16 protein-coding genes and 4 pseudogenes are annotated in these 20,234 nt (G+C 63.9%); 14 read left to right on the forward strand and 6 right to left on the reverse strand.

The window, feature by feature from the left end:
- Window positions 1-17 precede the first annotated feature (17 nt).
- From ACZY0R_RS18000 to ACZY0R_RS18020, 5 genes and pseudogenes are all read left to right on the forward strand, one after another.
- Complete coding sequence (locus ACZY0R_RS18000; RefSeq protein ID WP_488866012.1) at window positions 18-1,217, forward strand: acetyl-CoA C-acyltransferase; 1,200 nt, start codon at window positions 18-20, stop codon at window positions 1,215-1,217.
- A 146-nt stretch (window positions 1,218-1,363) separates the two neighbouring features.
- Window positions 1,364-1,984 (forward strand): annotated as a pseudogene (locus ACZY0R_RS18005) (DegV family protein); the annotation flags it as partial.
- A 74-nt stretch (window positions 1,985-2,058) separates the two neighbouring features.
- Window positions 2,059-3,144, forward strand: a complete 1,086-nt coding sequence (locus tag ACZY0R_RS18010; protein WP_488857140.1) for an IS630 family transposase — start codon at window positions 2,059-2,061, stop codon at window positions 3,142-3,144.
- A gap of 32 nt (window positions 3,145-3,176) precedes the next feature.
- Window positions 3,177-3,485, forward strand: coding sequence for a hypothetical protein (locus ACZY0R_RS18015; RefSeq protein ID WP_488866014.1), 309 nt, complete (start codon window positions 3,177-3,179; stop codon window positions 3,483-3,485).
- An 85-nt stretch (window positions 3,486-3,570) separates the two neighbouring features.
- The gene (locus tag ACZY0R_RS18020; protein ID WP_488860077.1) at window positions 3,571-4,347 is read left to right on the forward strand and encodes an enoyl-CoA hydratase; all 777 of its coding nucleotides are present in this window, start codon (window positions 3,571-3,573) and stop codon (window positions 4,345-4,347) included.
- 85 nt (window positions 4,348-4,432) lie between these two features.
- Here the strand turns inward: ACZY0R_RS18020 and ACZY0R_RS18025 are convergent, their stop codons facing one another.
- Both ACZY0R_RS18025 and ACZY0R_RS18030 read right to left on the reverse strand, forming a co-directional pair.
- Window positions 4,433-5,116 (reverse strand): Fe2+-dependent dioxygenase, encoded by a 684-nt coding sequence (locus ACZY0R_RS18025; RefSeq protein ID WP_488860079.1) that lies wholly within the window; start codon window positions 5,114-5,116, stop codon window positions 4,433-4,435.
- A 23-nt stretch (window positions 5,117-5,139) separates the two neighbouring features.
- Window positions 5,140-6,177: pseudogene (locus ACZY0R_RS18030) on the reverse strand (TonB-dependent receptor); the annotation flags it as partial.
- Between the two features lie 76 nt (window positions 6,178-6,253).
- On the opposite strand from ACZY0R_RS18030, the pseudogene ACZY0R_RS18035 reads away from it, so the two are divergent.
- Window positions 6,254-7,247: pseudogene (locus tag ACZY0R_RS18035) on the forward strand (IS110 family RNA-guided transposase).
- 287 nt (window positions 7,248-7,534) lie between these two features.
- On the opposite strand, the pseudogene ACZY0R_RS18040 reads toward ACZY0R_RS18035, so the two are convergent.
- Window positions 7,535-8,749 (reverse strand): annotated as a pseudogene (locus ACZY0R_RS18040) (TonB-dependent receptor); the annotation flags it as partial.
- Between the two features lie 201 nt (window positions 8,750-8,950).
- Entirely contained in the window at window positions 8,951-9,355 is a 405-nt protein-coding gene (locus ACZY0R_RS18045; RefSeq protein WP_488860080.1) for an acyl-CoA thioesterase, read from the reverse strand.
- A gap of 200 nt (window positions 9,356-9,555) precedes the next feature.
- Between ACZY0R_RS18045 and ACZY0R_RS18050 the strand changes: the two genes are divergently transcribed.
- The 4 genes from ACZY0R_RS18050 (at window position 9,556) to ACZY0R_RS18065 (ending at window position 14,431) form a co-directional block, all read left to right on the forward strand.
- On the forward strand, window positions 9,556-11,451 hold the full coding sequence (locus ACZY0R_RS18050) for an ABCB family ABC transporter ATP-binding protein/permease (RefSeq protein WP_488860082.1): 1,896 nt from the start codon (window positions 9,556-9,558) through the stop codon (window positions 11,449-11,451).
- 198 nt (window positions 11,452-11,649) lie between these two features.
- Window positions 11,650-12,783: an ABC transporter substrate-binding protein gene (locus tag ACZY0R_RS18055; RefSeq protein ID WP_488860084.1), complete on the forward strand. Its 1,134-nt coding sequence runs from the start codon at window positions 11,650-11,652 to the stop codon at window positions 12,781-12,783.
- The gene (locus tag ACZY0R_RS18060) at window positions 12,780-13,643 is read left to right on the forward strand and encodes an ABC transporter ATP-binding protein (RefSeq protein ID WP_488860086.1); all 864 of its coding nucleotides are present in this window, start codon (window positions 12,780-12,782) and stop codon (window positions 13,641-13,643) included. Before ACZY0R_RS18055 ends, ACZY0R_RS18060 begins: the two co-directional genes overlap by 4 nt.
- A gap of 2 nt (window positions 13,644-13,645) precedes the next feature.
- The gene (locus tag ACZY0R_RS18065) at window positions 13,646-14,431 is read left to right on the forward strand and encodes an ABC transporter permease (RefSeq protein WP_488860088.1); all 786 of its coding nucleotides are present in this window, start codon (window positions 13,646-13,648) and stop codon (window positions 14,429-14,431) included.
- A 28-nt stretch (window positions 14,432-14,459) separates the two neighbouring features.
- On the opposite strand, the gene ACZY0R_RS18070 is transcribed toward ACZY0R_RS18065, so the two are convergent.
- Together ACZY0R_RS18070 and ACZY0R_RS18075 are read right to left on the reverse strand one after the other, a co-directional pair.
- Window positions 14,460-14,918, reverse strand: coding sequence for an Lrp/AsnC family transcriptional regulator (locus ACZY0R_RS18070; protein ID WP_043343633.1), 459 nt, complete (start codon window positions 14,916-14,918; stop codon window positions 14,460-14,462).
- A gap of 59 nt (window positions 14,919-14,977) precedes the next feature.
- Window positions 14,978-15,574, reverse strand: a complete 597-nt coding sequence (locus ACZY0R_RS18075; RefSeq protein WP_082094861.1) for a cysteine dioxygenase — start codon at window positions 15,572-15,574, stop codon at window positions 14,978-14,980.
- Window positions 15,575-15,748: 174 nt separating this feature from the next.
- On the opposite strand from ACZY0R_RS18075, the gene ACZY0R_RS18080 reads away from it, so the two are divergent.
- The 4 genes from ACZY0R_RS18080 to ACZY0R_RS18095 all read left to right on the forward strand — a co-directional run bounded on the left by ACZY0R_RS18080 (window position 15,749) and on the right by ACZY0R_RS18095 (window position 20,225).
- The gene (locus ACZY0R_RS18080; RefSeq protein WP_045237830.1) at window positions 15,749-16,720 is read left to right on the forward strand and encodes a LysR family transcriptional regulator; all 972 of its coding nucleotides are present in this window, start codon (window positions 15,749-15,751) and stop codon (window positions 16,718-16,720) included.
- 145 nt (window positions 16,721-16,865) lie between these two features.
- On the forward strand, window positions 16,866-18,173 hold the full coding sequence (locus ACZY0R_RS18085) for a Glu/Leu/Phe/Val family dehydrogenase (protein ID WP_488860091.1): 1,308 nt from the start codon (window positions 16,866-16,868) through the stop codon (window positions 18,171-18,173).
- A gap of 360 nt (window positions 18,174-18,533) precedes the next feature.
- Complete coding sequence (locus ACZY0R_RS18090; protein WP_045237832.1) at window positions 18,534-19,433, forward strand: glutamate/aspartate ABC transporter substrate-binding protein; 900 nt, start codon at window positions 18,534-18,536, stop codon at window positions 19,431-19,433.
- Between the two features lie 63 nt (window positions 19,434-19,496).
- Window positions 19,497-20,225: an amino acid ABC transporter permease gene (locus tag ACZY0R_RS18095; protein WP_045237833.1), complete on the forward strand. Its 729-nt coding sequence runs from the start codon at window positions 19,497-19,499 to the stop codon at window positions 20,223-20,225.
- Window positions 20,226-20,234: the final 9 nt, after the last annotated feature.

Raw genomic sequence — 20,234 nt, forward strand, 5'->3', positions numbered from 1 at the left:
GCAAGCGAGGAACCGACATCATGAAACAACTGCAAGACGCATACATCGTTGCCGCGACCCGCACGCCGATCGGCAAGGCACCCAAGGGCGCTTACAAGAACACCCGCCCGGACGACCTGCTGGCCACCATCCTGCGCGCGGCCGTGGCGCAGGTGCCCAATCTCGATCCGAAGCTGATCGAAGATGCCATCGTCGGCTGCGCGATTCCCGAGGCGCAGCAGGGCCTGAACGTGGCGCGTATCGGCGCGCTGTTGTCCGGCCTGCCGAACACCGTGGGCGGCATCACCGTCAACCGCTTCTGCGCCTCGGGCGTGTCGGCGGTGGCGATGGCGGCCGACCGCATCCGCGTGGGTGAATCCGATGTGATGATCGCCGCCGGCGTGGAGTCGATGAGCATGGTGCCGATGATGGGCAACTCGCCGTCGATGTCGCCGTCGATCTTCGAGCGCGACGAGAACATCGGCATTGCCTACGGCATGGGCTTGACCGCCGAGAAGGTCGCTCAAAAATGGCAGGTCAGCCGCGAGGACCAGGATGCCTTCTCGCTCGCTTCGCACCAGAAGGCGATCCGCGCGCAGCAGGCCGGCGAGTTCAAGGACGAGATCACCCCCGTGGATATCGTCGAGAAATTCCCCAACCTGGCCAGCGGCCAGGTCGACGTGAAGACGCGCACCATCTCGCTAGATGAAGGCCCGCGTCCGGAGACCTCCATCGAAGGCCTGGGCAAGCTGCGCCCGGTGTTTGCCAACAAGGGCAGCGTCACCGCCGGCAACAGCTCGCAGACCTCGGACGGCGCAGGCGCGCTGATCCTGGTTTCGGAAAAGATCCTCAAGCAGTTCAACCTGGTACCGCTGGCGCGCTTCGTGTCGTTCGCGGTGCGCGGCGTGCCGCCCGAGATCATGGGTATCGGCCCGAAGGAAGCGATTCCCGCGGCGCTGAAGGCAGCCGGCCTGACGCAGGACCAGATCGACTGGATCGAGCTGAACGAAGCCTTCGCCGCGCAATCGCTGGCGGTGATGCGCGACCTGCAGCTGGACCCGGCCAAGGTCAACCCGATGGGCGGCGCCATTGCACTGGGCCACCCGCTGGGCGCCACCGGCGCGATCCGTTCGGCCACCGTAGTGCACGCGCTGCGCCGTAACAACCTGAAGTACGGCATGGTGACCATGTGCGTCGGCACCGGCATGGGGGCCGCAGGTATCTTCGAGCGCGTTTGAACGCGCCACTGGGGAGTTGGATCGTGGACGGCAGCGTGTGCCCGTGATCCACTCCCCGACTCTCTATCAGGTGAAGAAAGCAGTGCCATAACAAGGAGACAGCTGCCGCCTCGACGCGGCTCACCTGACAGGGAGGAGACAACCAGATGCAGGAGACGGTGATTCTGGCCGACGCCGCGTGCGATATGCCGCGCGCGCTGATGGCCGAACTCGGGGTACAGACGGTGCCGTTCCGCATCCGCGCGGGCGACCGCTTCGTGGCCGACGTGCGCGACGAGCCCGCCTTGCCGTCGCTCTACAAGCAGTACCTGGTGGGCAAGCAGGACCATTACGCCGAATCCGTTCCCTTGCTCGAGCGCGAAATCGAAGACCACATGCTCAGGCATGTGGTCACTTCGTGCGATCGCGCGCTACTGCTTACCATCGCCGGCACGCGCAGCAAGCTGTACGCGCACGCCACCGGCGCCGTCGTTGGCACTGTGGCCAAGAGCTTCAAGCTGCGCAAGGACGCGGGGCGCACGGGGCTGTTCGAGTTGACGGTGATCGATACGGGTGCGATCGGCCCGGGCCAGGCGCTGATCGTGCGCGAAGCGGCCCGCATGCTGAACGGCGGCGCCAGCGCACAGGCCGTGGTGGACGCCGTCGAGTCGCGCCTGCGCGATGGCGCGCACATGTTCCTGGTGCCCGACGAGTTGCTCTACATGTATACGCGGGCCAGGCACAAGGGCGAGAACAGCATCACGTGGGGACGCTATATGCTAGTGTCCTGCGTCAGAAATTCATTGCATTATTGACACTACGTAGTAGTCTGCGTTGAAGGCACGCAAACGGCGAGGCGGTGATGAGAGGAAGACCAAAGGCGGAACTTGTGTTGAGTGCGGTCGAACGTGAGCAACTCAAGGCGCTGACGATGCGGCGCAAGACGGCACAGGCGTTGGCCTTACGCGCGCGCATTGTGCTGGCTAGCGCTGAAGGCTTGGACAACAAGACCGTCGCGGCAAGGCAGCGTGTCACTCAGCAAACCGTATCGAAATGGCGTGCGCGCTACGTGGCACATCGGCTCGATGGACTGCTCGATGCACCGCGACCAGGGGCACCGAGGACCATCGGTGATGCACAGGTGGATGCGATTATTGCCCAGACGCTCGAATCCGTGCCAGCCGGCGCCACCCACTGGAGCACGCGGAGTATGGCTCGCGCGGCGAATCTATCGCCGTCGACCGTGACGCGTATCTGGCGTGCCTTTGGACTGCAGCCTCATCGACAGGAGACCTTCAAGCTCTCCACCGACCCATTGTTCGTGGAGAAGGTGCGCGATATCGTGGGGTTGTACCTCGACCCACCGCTCAAGGCCATGGTGTTGTGCGTTGACGAGAAGAGCCAGATCCAAGCACTGGACCGTACGCAGCCCATCTTGCCGCTGGCGCCAGGCCTCCCCGAGCGACGCACGCACGACTACATGCGCCATGGCACGACAACGTTGTTCGCTGCGCTGGACATTGCCACAGGAGAAGTTATCGGTGAATTGCATCGCAGGCATCGCAGCAGTGAATTCCTGCAGTTTCTACGCACGATCGAAGCCAACGTGCCACCCACGCTCGATGTGCATCTCGTCATGGACAACTACGGCACGCACAAGACGCCGTCGATCAAGGCTTGGTTCGCTCGCCATCCGCGCTTCCATGTTCATTTCACACCGACCTCTGCCTCATGGATCAATCAGGTGGAGCGCTGGTTTGCGACCATCACTGAACAATACATTCGCCGCGGCACGCATCGCTCAACCCGACAACTTGAGCAAGCCATCCGCCAATACCTTGACCTGAACAACGCCAACCCCAAGCCTTTCGTGTGGACGAAGTCTGCCGATGACATCTTCGCCAGCATCAAGCGATTTTGTCTACGAATTTCTGGCGCAGGACACTAGGCAGCGCTTTCAATATCCGCCCCGTCGTGCATATGCATCGCGGCCAGACTGAGCCGGTGGCCAAGGCGCGCGGCGCGGACGAAGGCATGCGCCGCGTGATGGCGCATGCGGAGCATTGCATTCGTAGCGGGCGATTGCTGAGTCCGGCGGTGGCGCTCAGCTATGCGGGGCATCCGGAGACGATACGCGCCCTGCCAGCGTTTCAGTCGCTTGCACGCACCGCGCAGCAGCACGATGTGGAACTGATGCTGGCGCCGATGAGCCTGACGTTGGCGCTCAACGTCGGAGCAAAAGCGTTCGGGATGAGCTATCTTTGCGAAGATCCGCCGCCGCTCGAATAAGTGGAATAAGTGGAATGAGTGGGTTTGTTTCCCTGCGAAGGGGAAGGCAGACAAGTCAACCTGGCAGTAAGGAGAAGACGATTTCATGAGCATCCTGACCACTATCGAACAAGGCATCCTGACCATCGAGTTCGATCGTCTCGATAAGAAGAACGCCATCACCGCAGCGATGTACCAGGCCATGGCCGACGCACTGCGCGCCGGCGATGCCGATCCCGCCGTGCGCGTGATCGTGATCCGCGGCAAGGCGGAAGTCTTTACCGCGGGCAACGACCTTGAGGATTTCATGCAGCGCCCGCCCACCTCGGGCGAAGGCGATCAGCCGGCACCGGTGTTCCAGTTCCTGCAGCAGATCAGCCAGGCGAGCAAGCCGCTGGTGGCGGCGGTAAGCGGCCCGGCAGTTGGCGTGGGCACCACGATGCTGCTGCATTGCGATCTGGTTTACGCCTCCGAGACGGCGAAGCTGTCGCTGCCGTTCGTGCAACTGGGCCTGTGCCCGGAAGCGGCATCGAGCATGTTGTTGCCGCGCTTGCTGGGTCACCAGCGCGCCGCGGAGAAATTGCTGCTGGGCGAGGCCTTCGGCGCGCAGGAAGCGTTGCAGATCGGCCTGGTGACGCGTGTGCTGCCGGTGGCGGAGTTGCACGATTTCGTGCAGCAGCAGGCGCGCAAACTGGCCGCGCTGCCGGCTTCGTCGCTGCGGGAAACCAAGCGGCTGATGAAGGGCGGCGACAAGGCGGCCGTGCAAGCGAAGATGGCGGAGGAGGGCGAGGTGTTCCGGCGCATGCTGCAGGCGCCGGAAGCCAAGGAAGCCTTCAAGGCGTTCTTCGAGAAGCGCCGCCCGGACTTCTCGCGCTTCAGTTGAGCCTGCGGGCGTCCCTGGCCGATACGGCGGATGGACCGCCCCTGCCGCTGCCGCCATTTGCACGGCATCAAGGCCGAGGCCAGGGTCAGGGCGTCGCCCATTCGCGCAGCAGATTGTGGTTGACGCCGGTGAGGCGCACCACGGTGGCGTGTCCATGGCCAAGCGCATGCCCGATTTCCTGGATGGCGGTGTCCAGGTCGAACAGGAGGGCGCGCTGGCGCGCGTCCCGCAGCAGGCTCTGGATCCAGAAGAACGCGCATAGCCGCGTGCCCCGGGTCACCAGGCTGACACGGTGCAGGCTGGAAGCCGGATACAGGATCATGTCGCCGGCGGGTAGCTTGACCGCGTGCGTCCCATAGGTGTCCTCGACGATCAGTTCGCCGCCGTCGTAATCGTCGGGCCCGCACAGGAAGAGTGTGGCCGAGATGTCCGTGCGGATGCTGTCCGAGCCGTCCGGAAGGTAGCGGATGGCATTGTCGACATGCGTGCCGAAGGATTGTCCGCCCGCATAAGCGTTGAACAGCTTGGGGTAGATCCTGGCCGGCAGCGCCGCCGAGAAGAACAGGGGATGGCGCCGCAAGGCCTGCCCGATCATCGCGGCGATTTGCCTGCCCTGCGGGGAGTCGTGCGGCAATTGCAGATTGTCCTTGGCGAGGGAGGACTGGAATCCTGCGGTCGCCTTGCCGTCGGCCCAGTCGGCCTCCGTCAGCAGGCTTACGCTTTCCCGCACCTGTTCCGGCGTCAGGACGCCGGGTATGTGAATCATCATTTGGCTGACCCCGGCGCGTAGCGTTAGAAGGAGTAGACGGCCGACAGCACCGCGAACCGGCCATCGCCATACTCGATCGCGGACGAGCGCGATGCACTGCCAAGCGTCTGGCGCACCCGCTCCACGTAGGCCTTGTTGAACAGGTTGTCGATGTTGAGCTGGAACTTGAGGCTCTTGTTCGGCGCATAGCCGAGCATGGCGTTGTGCACCAGGTAGGCACCAAGCGTGCCGTCCCCCACCGACGTCACGTTGCGCCTGCCGATGAAGCGCGCGCCGTAGCCCAGCGTCCAGCCCGCCGGCAACTGGTAGGTGGTCCACAGGCTGAAGGAGTGCGCCGGTGTGTTGGCCAGCGCCTTGCCTTCGCGCTCGGGCAGCGACAGTGACTTGAGTGTCTTGCTGTTCAGGTAAGTGTAGTTGGCGAAAACGTCCCAGTTCGGCGTCACCTTGCCAGCCGCGCCCAGCTCGACGCCGCGCACGCGCTGCTCGCCGGCCAGGGCATAGCTGCCATCGGAGAGGCGTTCGCGCGTGTTGTCCTTGTCGACCTGGATCAGCGCCGCGTTCAGCCCCAGGCGCCGCTCCATGAACTCCCATTTGCTGCCGAGCTCATAGGTCTTGTTTTTCTCGGGCGCCAGTCCCCCCGTGGCTTTGTTCACGCCCGAGCCGGTGCTGACCAGGAACTCGGCGGACGGGTTGAAGGACGTGCCGTAGGCGAAATAGATCCTGCCGTTGTCCGTGGGCTTGAACACCAGTCCCGCCCGGCTGCTGAGCTGGTTGGTGGTGCTGTCCGCGCGGTCGGTCGCCTTGCCCAGCGGCGTGCTCTCGGCGCTGCCATCTATCCAGTCGTAGCGCAGGCCGAGGTTCAGGTCCCAGTGCTTGCCCAGGGCGATGGTGTCAAGTGCGTACAGCGCCTTGACGTCAAGCCACGTCTTGTTGCGCGCGCTGTCGCGCCGGTCGGTGGGCGCGCTCCAGTAGCCTGGCGGGCTGGAGAGATCGAAACCGTTGGCGGGATAGGCAGTATGACTTCCCGTGAGGCGGAGGCTGGCCTGCCGTGAGGAATCAAACGCGGGTTAGCATGACTGCCAGAGCCGCATGGTGTGGACAGCGCCACACCCGGCGATTTCCAGCGCGGAGGCCAGCATGGAACACGATAGCACTTTGTATGTCGGTTTAGACGTCCATAAGGATTCGATCACCGTCGCTTATGCACTCGGCATGGCCGAGGTCGAACTGCTTGGCAAGATCGGCACGTCGAAGGCCGATATCGAGCGCCTGTGCAAGCGCCTGCAGTCTAAAGCGCGCCGGATCCGCATCGTCTACGAGGCAGGCGCCGTCGCTGATCCCGAAGAAACCCGGCGAGCGCGTCAAGACCGATCGACGTGACGCCGTGAAGCTCGTGCGTTCGCTCCGCGCGGGCGACCTGTCGGCGGTGTATGTGCCCACCGTGGAGGACGAAGCATTCCGCGATCTCTCACGTGCGTGGGTGAGTGCCAAAGACGATCTGAAGCGTGCCCGGCAATGGCTCAAGGCCTTTCTGCTCTCGCATGGGATACGCTATGCGGGTCGGGCCGACTGGGGGCCAGCGCACCGGCGCTGGCTGAGCACCTATGCGTTCGACAGCACATGGCAGCAACTGGCGGTCGTCAACTGGCGCTTTTATCCGGCTGTACTGGGCCTGCAGACGATGCGCGGCGTGCAGTTCACCACGGCGGTGGGCATGCTCGCGGAATTGGGCGATCTCTCCCGCTTTGAGCATCCGCGCCAATTGATGGCCTGGCTGGGGGTGACGCTAGCCGAACACTCCTCCGGGGATAGGCGCCGTCAGGGCAGCATCACCAAGACTGGCAACAGCTATGCAAGGAAGCTGCTCATCGAGGCCGCCTGGAGCTACCGGCACCCGGCACGCGTAAGCCCCGAGATTCAACGACGGCACGAAGGCATCCCGAAGGTTATCATCGATCGCGCCTGGGACGCGCAGATCCGGCTATGCCGGCGCTATCGCAAGCTGGCAGCACGCGGCAAAAACGCGAACATCGCGGTAGTCGCGACGGCTCGCGAGCTGGCCGGGTTCATTTGGGATATCAGCCAACTGGCCATGTCGTTGGCCGTATCGGGAGAGGCGCACGCGGTGTAACACAGCGCTTCGTCAAACACCCACAACACACTGGAGGAGTTTCCTGAAGGCGGCGTAGCCCGGCACCGAGTAACCCGCGAAGATACTACGCAAGGAATGTCATCCGATTTGCGAACATAGGTAGCGGCAGGCTCTTTGGACGGACCTCTGTAATGCGGTAGCCAACCCGCGAATATCAGTGTGATCCACCGTCGAGACTTACTGCTACGTCGCCCTCAGGAAATTCAGATCAAACGCACAGACCAAAAACTGAAAACCGATCCCGATTGACACGGGAAGTCATATCAGTATCTGGCGAGATTGTAGGAATAGGTGGTCCGGTCGTAGGTCTCGCGTGAGATCTCGAAGCCACTGACCAGGGTGTGTCCCAGCCCCAAGGTGTCGAAGCGGCTGGTCAGGTTGGTCTGGTTGATCCACAGCTCGGTGGCCGAGTCGCGGCCATAGCCCTGCGGTCCGGCCGGCAGGTAGCGGCCCGGCGGCAGCCCCTTCTGGTTCACGTGCGAGGCCGAGATCACGGTGTCGCGGTGCAGGCGCGAATAGCGGGTCAGGTTCTGCAGCTTGAGGTTGTCGTTGAACTCGTGTTCGAACTTGACGGTGGCCGCGTCGGTGGTGATGTTCTCCCGGTCCACGTTGCGCCAGCCGAAGTAGGCGTGCCGGCTGACGCCCGCGAGCGGCTGGCCGTTCAGCGCCGGCACGCCGTAGTCGGGCAGGTTGTCGTCGCGCTGGTGGAAATAGCTCAGCGTCAGGCGTGTCGGCGATTGCATGCCGAAGGTGATCGACGGCGCGATGCCCCAGCGGCGGCGTTCGAGGACGTCGCGCCCCGGCACGTCGTTTTCGTGCGCCATCAGGTTCAGGCGGACGACAGTTGCGGGCCCGTCCCACGGCAGCGGCTGCTTGGTATCCAGGGTCAGGCGGTGGAAGCCGGCCGTGCCGAGCCCGCCGCCGACGTGCGTGAACCTGTCCGCCTTGGGTTGCTTGCTGATCATGTTGATGCTGCCGCCGGTGGTGCCGGCGCCGCCGAAGACCGAATTCGGCCCCTTGATCACCTCAACCGCTTCGAGGTTGAAGAGGTCGGAACGGTTGTTCTGCCCGCTGTCGCGCAAACCGTCGATCTGCATGTTCGCGTTGGCGCTGAAGCCGCGGATATTGATGCTGTCGCCGGAGCCGCCGCCGCCCTCGCCAGCGTTGAAGGTGATGCCGGAAACGTTGGAAAGCGCCTGCCGCAAGCTCAGGGCGTTCTGCTCCTCCAGCACGTGCTGCGGCACCACCGTGATGGTCTGGGGCGTATCGAGCAGCGGCGCCGCGTATTTGGCCGAGCCGGAGGCTTCGACCTTGGAACTGGGTGCCTGCGTTCCCGTGACGGTGACCGGCGCCAGTTCGATGTGTTTGCCCTGCCGCTGCAAATCGTCTGCCAGGACTGGTGTGGCGCAGGCCGCGGCCAGGACGACGGAAGCGAGGGGGCGCCGCGGCGGCAGCGCGGCAGACCTGATGTACGAACGCATGCAATTCTCCTTAAATGAAAATGATAATCATTAGCATTTAATGACCCGAGGCGAGGCGGGGCAATCAGAAGCGGCTGCATGTGCTTGCGGAAATTTCCGCTTTTCCTCGCGGGCGTTCAGAGCATTCAGAGCCGACGCTGAATCCTCGCGCCGGCGCCCCGCCAGGAATGCCTGACAGGGGAGCCGGCTTCAGGCGGCCGCTTATACCGCTGGCAACACCCGCGGTTGCCTTGTGTCGTCCGTCGCCACATAGGTCAGGATGGCTTCGGTCACCTTGACGATCTCGTGGCTGTGGCGCATGCGCTGCGCATAGACTTCCACCGACACGGTGATCGAGGTGCGGCCCGTCTTCTCGATATCGGCGTAGAAGCTCACCAGGTCGCCGACAAAGACCGGATGCTTGAACAGGAAGGAGTTCACCGCCACGGTGGCTACGCGGCCCTGGGCGCGTTCCACCGCCGGGATCGAGCCGGCGATGTCCACCTGGGCCATGATCCAGCCGCCGAAGACGTCGCCGTGCACATTGGCGTCCGCCGGCATGGGGACCACGCGCAGGGCGGGATTCTTGCCAGGAGGCAGGCAGGGGAGGGCGTTGGCTTGGTTCATGATGGCTTGAGGCTGGATAGGGTTGGGGCGGGGTAGCAAGGGCGGCGGCGGGGTGCCGGCGTGCCGGTGCGCATGCCGGAGTGACCTTGCCGCCGTGCGGTCCGGGCGTCGAGGCGGTTCCGTGACGGGGATAAGCGGCGTGGCGCCGGCTAACAAAGACGATCTCTGCCACAATCGCATATTCGCCCGAATTCTAACGTATGCGACGCTACTCTACGTCGGCCGAGCCGTCCCCCGCCCAGCCTTCCTCCCTCTTCGGCAGTTCCAACGTTCCGCGCAGCGACTGGCAGACCGTGCGCAACCTGTTGCCCTATGTCTGGCACTACAAATGGCGCGTGATGCTGGCGCTGGTGTGCCTGGTGGCGGCCAAGGTGGCCAACCTGGGCGTGCCGGTCCTGATGAAGAAGCTGGTGGACAACATGAACGTGCCCGCCGGCAGCGCTACCGCACTGCTGGTGGTGCCGGTCGGGCTGATCGTCGCCTATGGGGTCTTGCGGCTGTCGGGGACCTTGTTCACCGAATTGCGCGAGATCCTGTTCTCCAAGGTCACGCAGAGCGCGGTGCGCGAGATCGCCTTGCAGGTGTTCCGCCACCTGCATGCGCTGTCGCTGCGTTTTCACCTGGACCGGCAGACCGGCGGCATGAGCCGCGACATCGAGCGCGGCACGCGCGGCATCCAGTCGCTGATCTCGTATTCGCTCTACAGCATCCTGCCGACCCTGGTCGAGATGGGGCTGGTGATGGGATTCTTTATCCTGCACTACGACATCTGGTTTGCCGCCATCACGGGCTGCGCGCTGGCGAGCTATATCGTGTTCACCATCGTCGTGACCGAGTGGCGCACGCATTTCCGCCGCAGGATGAATGAGCTGGATTCCCGCGCGAACCAGAAGGCGATCGATTCGCTGCTCAACTTCGAAACCGTCAAGTACTTCGGCAATGAGGAGTACGAGGCCCGCCGCTATGACGAGAACCTGCTTACCTACCGCGCGGCGGCGATCCGCTCGCAGAACTCGCTGTCCTTCCTGAATTTCGGCCAGCAGGCCATTATCGCCACCGGGCTGATCCTGATCCTGTGGCGCGCCACCGTGGGCGTGGCGGCAGGCAAGCTCACGCTGGGCGACCTGGTGCTGGTGAACACGCTGATGATCCAGTTGTACATCCCGCTGAACTTCCTCGGCGTGATCTACCGCGAGATCAAGCAGGCCACCACCGATATGGACCGCATGTTCGTGCTGCTGGGCACCAACCGCGAGGTGGCGGACGCGCCGGGCGCGCAGACCCTGCGCGTGAGCGGCGCCGCCGTGCGCTTTGCCCATGTGGGTTTTGGCTACGAGAGCAACCGCGTGATCCTGGACGATGTGGACTTCACCATCGCGGCGGGCACCACCACCGCGGTGGTGGGACATAGCGGCTCCGGCAAGTCCACGCTGGCGCGGCTGCTGTTCCGCTTCTATGACGTGGGCAGCGGCGGCATCGAGATCGACGGCCAGGATATCCGCGCGATCACGCAGGACAGCCTGCGCCGCGCCATCGGCATCGTGCCGCAGGACACCGTGCTGTTCAACGACAGCATCTACTACAACATCGCCTACGGCCGTCCCGACGCCAGCCGCGACGAGGTCATCGAGGCAGCGCGCGCGGCCCAGATCGACGCCTTCATCCGCGAGTTGCCGCAGGGCTACGACACGCCCGTGGGCGAACGTGGCCTCAAGCTGTCGGGCGGGGAAAAGCAACGGGTGGCGATCGCGCGCACGCTGCTGAAGAATCCGCCCGTCCTGGTCTTCGACGAAGCCACCTCGGCGCTGGATTCGCGCACTGAACAGGCCATCCAGGCCGAGCTGATGCGCCTGGCGCAGAACCGCACCACGCTGCTGATCGCGCACCGGCTTTCCACCGTGGTGCACGCCGACCAGATCCTGGTGATGGATCACGGCCGCATCATCGAGCGCGGCACGCATGCCGAACTGATGCGGCTGGATGGCCGCTACGCCGAGATGTGGCGCATCCAGGCCCGCAGCGCGGCAGATGGCGAGGCGCCGGTGGAGGATGTCTCCCTGGCCATTGAAGCAGGCGACGCCACGCAGGATGCCTGATCCGCGCCGCCGAACCCGCTGGCGCGGACGCCAGGATGAGTTGTCGACAATTCATGCCGGCAAACCGTATCGACATATCCGGTTGCACGAATTTGGTTCGACAATAAGTGGCGTAATCGCCCTGTGTTGGTGCGCGATTACATGGCACGCGCCTTGCAGACGAACTCTCCAGGAAGACGACCAACAGGAGAGAGTTCAATGCCGCTATTCCGCGCCGCCACCCAGTTCGATGCCATTGCCGCCCGCGTTGGCGCCCGGCGTACCGATGCCGCAACCGGCGCGGCCGCGTCCCCGGCGCGCCGCCGCCTGTTGCAGCTTGGCATGGCGCTCGGCACCGCCCTGGTGCTGTCGACACAATTCGCCGGCGAGGCGCACGCCCAGACCAAGGTGCGCTTCCAGCTCGACTGGCGCTTCGAAGGCCCGTCGGCGCTGTTCCTGCTGGGCGAGCAGAAGGGCTACTACAAGGCCGAGAAGCTGGATGTATCGATCGACGCCGGCAACGGCTCGGGCAACGTGGTCAACCGCGTGGCCTCTGGCACCTACGACATGGGCTTTGCCGACCTGGCCTCGGTAATGGAGTTCTACGGCAACAACCCGGATGCGAAGAACAAGCCGGTGGCCGTGATGATGGTCTACAACAACACGCCGGCGGCCGTGGTGGCGCTGAAGAAGTCCGGCATCAAGGCCCCGCACGACCTGGCCGGCAAGAAGCTCGGCGCACCGGTGTTCGACGCTGGCCGCCGTGCCTTCCCGATCTTCGCCAAGGCCAACGGCCTGCAGGCAGCCAGCTTCAACTGGCAGGCCATGGACCCGACGCTGCGCGAAACCATGCTCACGCGCGGCGACCTGGACGCCATTACCGGCTTTTCCTTCACCTCCATCCTCAATCTCAATGCGCGCGGGGTGAAGGACGAGGACATTGTGGTGCTGCCCTATCCGCAGTTCGGCGTGAAGCTCTATGGCAATGCCGTGATCGCTTCGGAAGACTTCCTCAAGAAGAACCCGGACGCTGTGAAGGCCTTCCTGCGTGCCTTCGCGAAATCGGCCAGGGACGTGATCGCCAGGCCCGAAGACGGCATCAAGGCCGTCAAGGCGCGTGACGGCATCATCGACGAGAAGCTCGAGACCAGGCGCCTGAAGATGGCGCTGGACAGCGTGGTCAGGTCGCCCGACGCACGCGCCGAGGGCTTCGGCCGGGTCAACAAGCCGCGCCTGTCTCTGATGGCCTCGCAGGTAGCCGACGCCTTCGGTACCAAGGGCCGCATCAACCCCGATAACCTGTGGACCGACGCCTACCTGCCGTCGGCCGCCGAACTGGATGTGCTGCGATGACGGTAGCCAACGCATTCCTGCGCGCAGGGGCCGCGGCACCGTCGGAACTGTCGGCCGAACCGGCTGCGAGACCCTTCGTCGATTTCAATCGGGTCTGGCTCGCCTATAACGACGAGCTTGCCCGCAAGGGTGAGTTCGCGATCGAGGACATCTCGCTGCAGGTGGAGCCGGGCGAGTTCATCGCCATCGTGGGGCCCTCCGGCTGCGGCAAGTCCACCTTCATGAAGCTGGCCACGGGGCTCAAGCCCGCCACGCGTGGCGTGGTCAAGATCGCCGGCGAGAAAGTCACCGGGCCGCTCAAGATGGTGGGCATGGCCTTCCAGGCGCCGACGCTGCTGCCGTGGCGCACCACGCTGCAAAATGTCATGCTGCCTCTGGAGATCGTGGAGCCATACCGCTCCAAGCTGCGCCAGAAGCGCGGGGAATACACGGCGCGGGCGCGCGAGTTGCTGCGCACCGTGGGGCTGGCCGGCTACGAGGACAAGTACCCGTGGCAACTCTCCGGTGGCATGCAGCAGCGCGCTTCGATCTGCCGCGCGCTGATCCACGAGCCGCGAATGCTGCTGCTCGACGAGCCCTTCGGCGCGCTCGATGCGTTCACCAGGGAGGAGTTGTGGTGCGTGCTGCGCGACCTGTGGCAGGCGCAGCGCTTCAACGTGATCCTGGTGACTCACGATTTGCGTGAAGCCGTGTTCCTGGCCGATACCGTCTACGTGATGAGCCAGCGCCCCGGCCGCATCCTGACGCGCAAGGAGATCGACCTGCCGCGTCCGCGCGACCTCGATCTGACCTATACCGAACCCTTCGCCGAACTCGTGCACTCGCTGCGCGAGAAGATCGGCCGCGTACGGCAGCACTGACCATGAGCACGTTTTCTTCCCCGATGAGCGCTGCCCGGCAGCGCCGCGTGCAGCGCGTGGCGCCGTGGCTGCTGCTGGCTACGTTTCTGTTGCTGTGGCAGGGCGCCTGCCTGGTGTTCAACGTGTCGGACTTCATCCTGCCCAGCCCGAGCGCGATCGTCTCATCGCTGTTCGCGTATTGGGACGTGATCGCGGGCCATGCATGGCGGACCTTCTGGACCACCATGGTCGGCTTTGGGCTCGCCATTGCCGTGGGCGTGGTGCTGGGTTTGCTGATGGGTTCGTCCAAGCTGGCCTATGCGGCGGGCTATCCGTTGATGACGGCGTTCAATGCCTTGCCCAAGGCGGCGTTTGTGCCGATTCTGGTGGTGTGGTTCGGGCTTGGCGCCGGCCCGGCGATCCTGACGGCGTTCCTGATCTCGTTCTTCCCGATCATGGTCAATATCGCTACCGGGCTGGCTACGCTGGAGCCGGAACTGGAGGATGTACTGCGCGTACTTGGTGCAAGGCGCACCGATGTGTTGCTCAAGGTTGGCCTGCCGCGTTCGATGCCTTACTTCTTTGCTTCGCTGAAGGTGGCCATTACTTTGGCGTTCGTGGGGACTACCGTGTCGGAGATGAGCGCCGCCAATGAAGGCATTGGCTATCTGCTGGTCTCGGCCGGTTCGGCGATGAAGATGCCGCTGGCATTTGCCGGCCTGGTGGTGATCGCCGTGATGGCGATGGTGATGTATGAGTTTTTCGCCGTGGTGGAGAAGCGGATGACGGGGTGGGCGCATCGGGGATGATGCAGGCCGACCCGCGGCCCGCCGCCGTCTACGCGTAATCCAGCGGCAGCGCCGTCGTGTACTTGATCTGCTCCATCGCAAAGCTGGAACTCACGTCCGCCAGTTCGGCGCCCTGGATCAGTTTCTTGTACACGCGGTCATAGGCGGCGATATCCGGCACCACCACGCGCAGCAGGTAGTCGGTATCGCCCGCCATCCGGTAGAACTCCGTGACTTCGGGGATCGATGCGACCAGGTCGTGGAAAGTCTTCAGCCACTTGACGCTATGCTGACTGGTCCGCACGGACACAAACACCGTCACCCCCACATTCAGCAACGCCGGATCCAGCAACGCCACGCGCTTGCGGATCACGCCGCTTTCCTCGAGTTTCTGCACGCGCCGCCAGCATGGCGTGGAGGTCAGCCCAACCCGCTCCCCCAACTCGGCCACCGGCACGGTGGCGTCTTCCTGAAGGGCGGCGAGTATCTGGCGGTCGTAACGGTCCATGGCAATTCCTGTCGGCGCGCAGCGTTGTTCCGGTGTCTGGCCGCACGCTGGCCGAAAACTCAAGCCACGTCCACCAGCAGGTTCACACCGCTGCCGATGTGTTCCTGGTCCACTCCATAGATATGCAAGGACACCGCTACCTCGTCGCTGTCGTTGCCGAGCGCATGGATATGGCGCAGCCCCGCCGGTACGCTGAAGGTGTCGCCCGCCGTGCGCGTGATCTCGCCACACGGCCGTGCCTGGCGCTCCTGCGCGTCCCAGCGGTAGTGGCGCTCATGTAGCGTGCCGCGCAGCACCCGGTAGGCACACCAGGTCTGGTGCCCGTGCACCGGGCTGCGCTGGCCCGGCCGCCAGACGATCAGCATGGCGGAGTAGCGTGCCAGCGGATCGGCGTGCACCAGGTGGCGCACATAGCCCCGGGCCGAGCCCTCGCGCAGCGCCTCGGGCAGCAGCGCCAGCAGCGTGGCCGCATCCGGCAGGCTGGCTTCGATGCCTTGCGCCACCATGCGCGCGCTCGCGGCAAAGGCCGACGACATGCCCTCGGAAAGCGGAGCGAAAAGGCCCGGCCGGCCGTCGATCGCGTCGAGGGTGCCGAGAACGGTAGCGCTACGCGCATGGTTGGCAATATCGGCGGCGCTGGCTTGCTGGGTGGCCATGATGGGCTCCTTGTTGGTCTGCGACCATCATAGCGTCCGGCCTGTAGCAAACACGTGCGTCTTGTCGTGTAAATCTGGCTGTAAGTGTAATCACATTCCAAAAATTATCAAGTTTATGGAATTTAATTCCTGACGGTGGCGAAAACGCAGGCAGCCGGTGGATAATGCCGCCTCATGGAAATCAAGTGGCTTGAAGACTTCGTCAGCCTGGCCGAGACGCACAGTTTCTCGCGCTCGGCCGAGCAGCGTCATGTGACGCAGCCTGCGTTCTCGCGCCGGATCCAGTCGCTCGAGTCCTGGGTGGGCACGGAACTGATCGACCGCTCCAGCTATCCCACCAGCCTGACGCCGGCGGGCAAGGTGTTCTACGAGCAGGCGCTGGCCATGCTGGCCCAGGTCAGCGAGACCCGGGCGCTGATGCGCGGGCAGCGCTCGGCCAATGCCCAGGTGCTGGAATTCGCCGTACCGCACACGCTCTCGCTGACCTTCTTTCCCGAATGGCTCAAGGCTGTTGAGCGCGAGATCGGTACGCTGCCGTGCCGCTTGCGCGCGCTCAACGTGCACGACGCGGTCCTGGCACTGGTTGACGGGGGCTGCGACCTGGTGATGGTCTACCACCATGCCCGCCAGGCCATCCAGCTCGACCCGGCACACTACGACATGCTGGTGCTCGGCATCGAGCGGTTGTCGCCGTACAGCGTGCCGGACGCCGCCGGCAAGCCGCTGTACCGCCTGCCAGGTACGGACAAGAAGCCGGTGCCTTTCCTCAGCTATACGCCCAATGCCTTCCTTGGCCGCATGGTCGACATGCTGCTGGCGGAAACCACGGACGCGCTCAAGCTGGACAAATGCTACGAGACGGACATGGCCGAGGCGCTCAAGGTGATGGCGCTGGCGGGGCACGGCATGGCCTTCCTGCCGGAGAGCGCGGTGCGCGAGGAACTGGCCCAGCACCGGCTGGTGCGGGCCGAAGCGGCGCGCGGGGCGCCGATGTCGATCGACATGGAAATCCGCCTTTACCGGGAGAAGCCGGGTGAACACGTCAGCGAGCGGCGCAGCGCGCAGGTCCGCAGCAAGCGCCAGCTGGTGGACCGGGTCTGGTCCTCGCTCGCGGCGCAGAGCTTGCCCGCGCAGCCGGGCACCTGATCCGGCGCGGTTGCCATGGTGGGGGGCTGCACAGGCCCCTCCGGCAAGGTTATGCAATCCGTGCATAACGGGATGATCAAACGGCATTGGCTTCGGCAGTACCGCCTCCCCTAAGCTGGCGGCACCTTCACACCGGAACCAAACGATGTCTTCCGCAGCACCGTCCAATCCTGCCGTCAAGAACCATTCCCTGCCTTCTTACCTGAACGCCGAGGACCTCGGCCCCTGGGGCATTTACTTACAGCAGGTCGATCGTGTCACGCCGTATCTGGGTTCGCTGGCCCGCTGGGTCGAGACCCTCAAGCGTCCCAAGCGCGCCCTGGTGGTCGATGTGCCCATCGAGATGGACAACGGCACCATTGCCCACTTCGAAGGCTATCGCGTGCAGCACAATATGTCGCGCGGCCCGGGCAAGGGCGGCGTGCGCTTCCACCAGGACGTGACCCTGTCGGAAGTGATGGCGCTGTCGGCATGGATGTCGGTCAAGAATGCTGCGGTCAATGTGCCTTACGGCGGTGCCAAGGGCGGTATCCGCGTCGATCCGCGCACGCTGTCGCGTTCGGAGCTGGAGCGCGTGACGCGCCGCTACACCAGCGAAATCAACTTCATCATCGGACCCAACAAAGACATTCCGGCACCCGATGTCAACACCAATGAACAGGTGATGGCATGGATGATGGATACCTATTCGATGAACTCCGGCAGCACCTCCACCGGCGTGGTCACGGGCAAGCCGATTTCGCTGGGTGGCTCGCTGGGCCGCCGCGAGGCCACGGGCCGCGGCGTGTTCGTGGTGGGTTCCGAGGCTGCTCGCAACCTGGGCTTGGACATCAAGGGTGCACGCGTGGTGGTGCAGGGTTTCGGCAATGTGGGCGCCGTGGCCGCCAAGCTGTTCCACGAAGCCGGCGCCAAGGTGGTGGCGGTGCAGGACCATCGTATCGCGCTGTACAACCCGGCCGGCCTGGACGTGCCTGCCATGATGGAATACGCCTCGCATAGCGGCACCATCGAAGGCTTCCAGGGCGAGACCATTTCCGCCGAGCAATTCTGGCAGGTGGATTGCGAAATCCTGATCCCGGCCGCGCTGGAAGGCCAGATCACCGCCCGGAACGCGCCCCACATCAAGGCACGCATGATCATCGAAGGTGCGAACGGCCCGACCACGCCCGAGGCCGACGACATCCTGCGCGAGCGCAATATCCTGGTGGCGCCGGACGTTATCGCCAATGCCGGCGGCGTTACGGTTTCCTATTTCGAATGGGTGCAGGATTTCTCCAGCTTCTTCTGGACCGAGGAAGAGATCAACCAGCGCCTGGTACGAATCATGCAAGAGGCATTCCGTGCGATCTGGCAGGTCGCTCAGGACAACAAGGTTACCTTGCGCACGGCCGCCTTCATCGTGGCCTGCACGCGGATTCTGCAGGCGCGCGAAATGCGCGGCCTCTATCCCTGATGCAAGGCGCGGCTTGCCGCCGCGGCATCGCTGAGTAGCGATGCTGCGTTGCAGCAACCGATTTGGCATTGGTAACGCGGCTGCCGGGCTTCCCGGCAGCCGCGTTGTCGTATGTGCCCGCTTCCCCCTCGCGCGTGGGGCAAGCGGAGCCCGCGCTGCCGGACCGGCCGTCTGGCGCGCAGGAGCAAGGGCTTTGCGGGAGTGGAGGGAGGCCTCGGTTTTGCCCCGCAAACCATGCCCCGATTGGCTCTGTTAGGGGAAAAACCCGTTGTCTTGAGTGCGTGCGTGCGCAATACTATTTCGTCGGCGGGTGGTTTTTTGTTAGAGTCCCGCCTTTCTCTTCATGGTCAAGGAGATGTTATGAATGTTGCCAAGTTGGCTTCCCTGATGATTGCTGCTGGCGTGCTGTGCGGAACCGCGCAAGCTGCTGAGCAACTGACGGGCACGCTGCAGAAGATCAAAGACACCGGTGTGATTACGCTTGGCGTTCGTGAGTCGTCGATTCCGTTCAATTACAACCTCGGCGGCGTGCGCCAGGTGGGCTATTCCTACGACATCAATGTCAAGATCGTGGAAGCCATCAAGGACCAGCTGAAGCTGCCGAACCTGCAGGTCAAGGAAATCCCGATCACCTCGCAGAACCGCATCACCCTGCTGCAGAACGGCACCATCGACATCGAGTGCGGTTCCACGACCAATAACCTCGAGCGCCAGAAGCAGGCTTCGTTCACCACCAGCATCTTCATCATCGGCACCCGCATCATGGTGAAGAAGGATGGCGGCATCAAGGACTGGGCCGACCTCAAGGGCAAGAACGTGGTGACCACCGCCGGTACCACCTCGGAACGCCTGCTGCGCAAGATGAACGATGACCAGAAGCTGGGCATGAACATCATCAGCACCAAGGATCACGGCCAGTCGTTCCTGACGCTGGAGTCGGGCCGCGCCGTCGCCTTCATGATGGACGACGCGCTGTTGTACGGCGAACGCGCCAAGGCCAAGAACCCGGCCGACTGGATCGTGGTGGGCAAGCCGCAATCGCGCGAGTCCTATGGCTGCATGATCCGCAAGGATGACGCACCGTTCAAGAAGCTATCGGACACCGTGATCAGCGGCATGATGAAGGATGGCTCGATCAACACGCTGTACACCAAGTGGTTCCAGCAGCCGGTACCGCCCAAGGGGCTGAACCTGGACTTCCCGCTGTCGGAAGACATGAAGGCGCTGTTCAAGACGCCGAACGACAAGGCGCTTGACTGATACTGGGATTCCGGTTGTGTGAAACGGAAGGCATGTCCTTCCGTTTCTTTTTGAGGACACATCATGAACTACAGCTGGCATTGGGGTGTATTCCTCGAACAAGCGGCCCAGAACGAGACCTACCTGGACTGGATGATTTCCGGCCTGAAGGTCACCCTTGCGCTCGGCCTCTCGTCGTGGATCATCGCCCTCGTCATCGGATCCGTGCTCGGCGTGCTGCGCACGGTGCCCAACAAGTGGCTGTCCGGGCTGGCCGCCACCTACGTCGAAATCTTCCGCAATATCCCGCTGCTGGTGCAGTTGTTCATCTGGTATTTCGTCATGCCCGAGCTGTTGCCAGGTGGCGAGGCCATCAAGCAGATGAACCCGTTCGCGCAGCAGTTCATTGCAGCCATGCTCTGCCTGGGCACCTTTACCGCGGCGCGGGTCTGCGAGCAGGTACGCTCGGGGATCAACTCGTTGCCGCCCGGCCAGAGGAACGCCGGCCTGGCGATGGGTTTCACGCTGGCCCAGACTTACCGCTACGTGCTGTTGCCGATGTCGTTCCGCGTCATCGTGCCGCCGCTGACCTCCGAGTTCCTGAACATCTTCAAGAACTCCGCGGTGGCGTCGACCATCGGCCTGCTGGAACTGGCCGCCCAGGGGCGCCAGCTGGTGGACTACACGGCGCGCCCGTATGAGTCATTCATTGCGGTGACGTTGATGTACGCGCTGATCAATATCGTCGTCATGCTGCTCATGCGCTGGGTCGAAGGCCGCACCCGCGTGCCTGGCTTCATCGGCAGCAAGTAAGGGGAGACG

The sequence above is a fragment of the Cupriavidus sp. F041 genome (genome assembly GCF_057814235.1).

Bases quoted from the DNA above. Each gene is read 5' to 3' on its own strand.
- ACZY0R_RS18020 (WP_488860077.1), top strand. From the start codon at position 3,571: ATGAGCATCCTGACCACTATCGAACAAGGCATCCTGACCATCGAGTTC.
- ACZY0R_RS18065 (WP_488860088.1), top strand. From the start codon at position 13,646: ATGAGCACGTTTTCTTCCCCGATGAGCGCTGCCCGGCAGCGCCGCGTG.
- ACZY0R_RS18090 (WP_045237832.1), top strand. From the start codon at position 18,534: ATGAATGTTGCCAAGTTGGCTTCCCTGATGATTGCTGCTGGCGTGCTG.
- ACZY0R_RS18015 (WP_488866014.1), top strand. From the start codon at position 3,177: ATGCATCGCGGCCAGACTGAGCCGGTGGCCAAGGCGCGCGGCGCGGAC.
- ACZY0R_RS18050 (WP_488860082.1), top strand. From the start codon at position 9,556: ATGCGACGCTACTCTACGTCGGCCGAGCCGTCCCCCGCCCAGCCTTCC.
- ACZY0R_RS18075 (WP_082094861.1), bottom strand. From the start codon at position 15,574: ATGGCCACCCAGCAAGCCAGCGCCGCCGATATTGCCAACCATGCGCGT.
- ACZY0R_RS18080 (WP_045237830.1), top strand. From the start codon at position 15,749: ATGGAAATCAAGTGGCTTGAAGACTTCGTCAGCCTGGCCGAGACGCAC.
- ACZY0R_RS18045 (WP_488860080.1), bottom strand. From the start codon at position 9,355: ATGAACCAAGCCAACGCCCTCCCCTGCCTGCCTCCTGGCAAGAATCCC.
- ACZY0R_RS18085 (WP_488860091.1), top strand. From the start codon at position 16,866: ATGTCTTCCGCAGCACCGTCCAATCCTGCCGTCAAGAACCATTCCCTG.
- ACZY0R_RS18070 (WP_043343633.1), bottom strand. From the start codon at position 14,918: ATGGACCGTTACGACCGCCAGATACTCGCCGCCCTTCAGGAAGACGCC.
- ACZY0R_RS18025 (WP_488860079.1), bottom strand. From the start codon at position 5,116: ATGATGATTCACATACCCGGCGTCCTGACGCCGGAACAGGTGCGGGAA.
- ACZY0R_RS18095 (WP_045237833.1), top strand. From the start codon at position 19,497: ATGAACTACAGCTGGCATTGGGGTGTATTCCTCGAACAAGCGGCCCAG.
- ACZY0R_RS18060 (WP_488860086.1), top strand. From the start codon at position 12,780: ATGACGGTAGCCAACGCATTCCTGCGCGCAGGGGCCGCGGCACCGTCG.
- ACZY0R_RS18010 (WP_488857140.1), top strand. From the start codon at position 2,059: ATGAGAGGAAGACCAAAGGCGGAACTTGTGTTGAGTGCGGTCGAACGT.
- ACZY0R_RS18055 (WP_488860084.1), top strand. From the start codon at position 11,650: ATGCCGCTATTCCGCGCCGCCACCCAGTTCGATGCCATTGCCGCCCGC.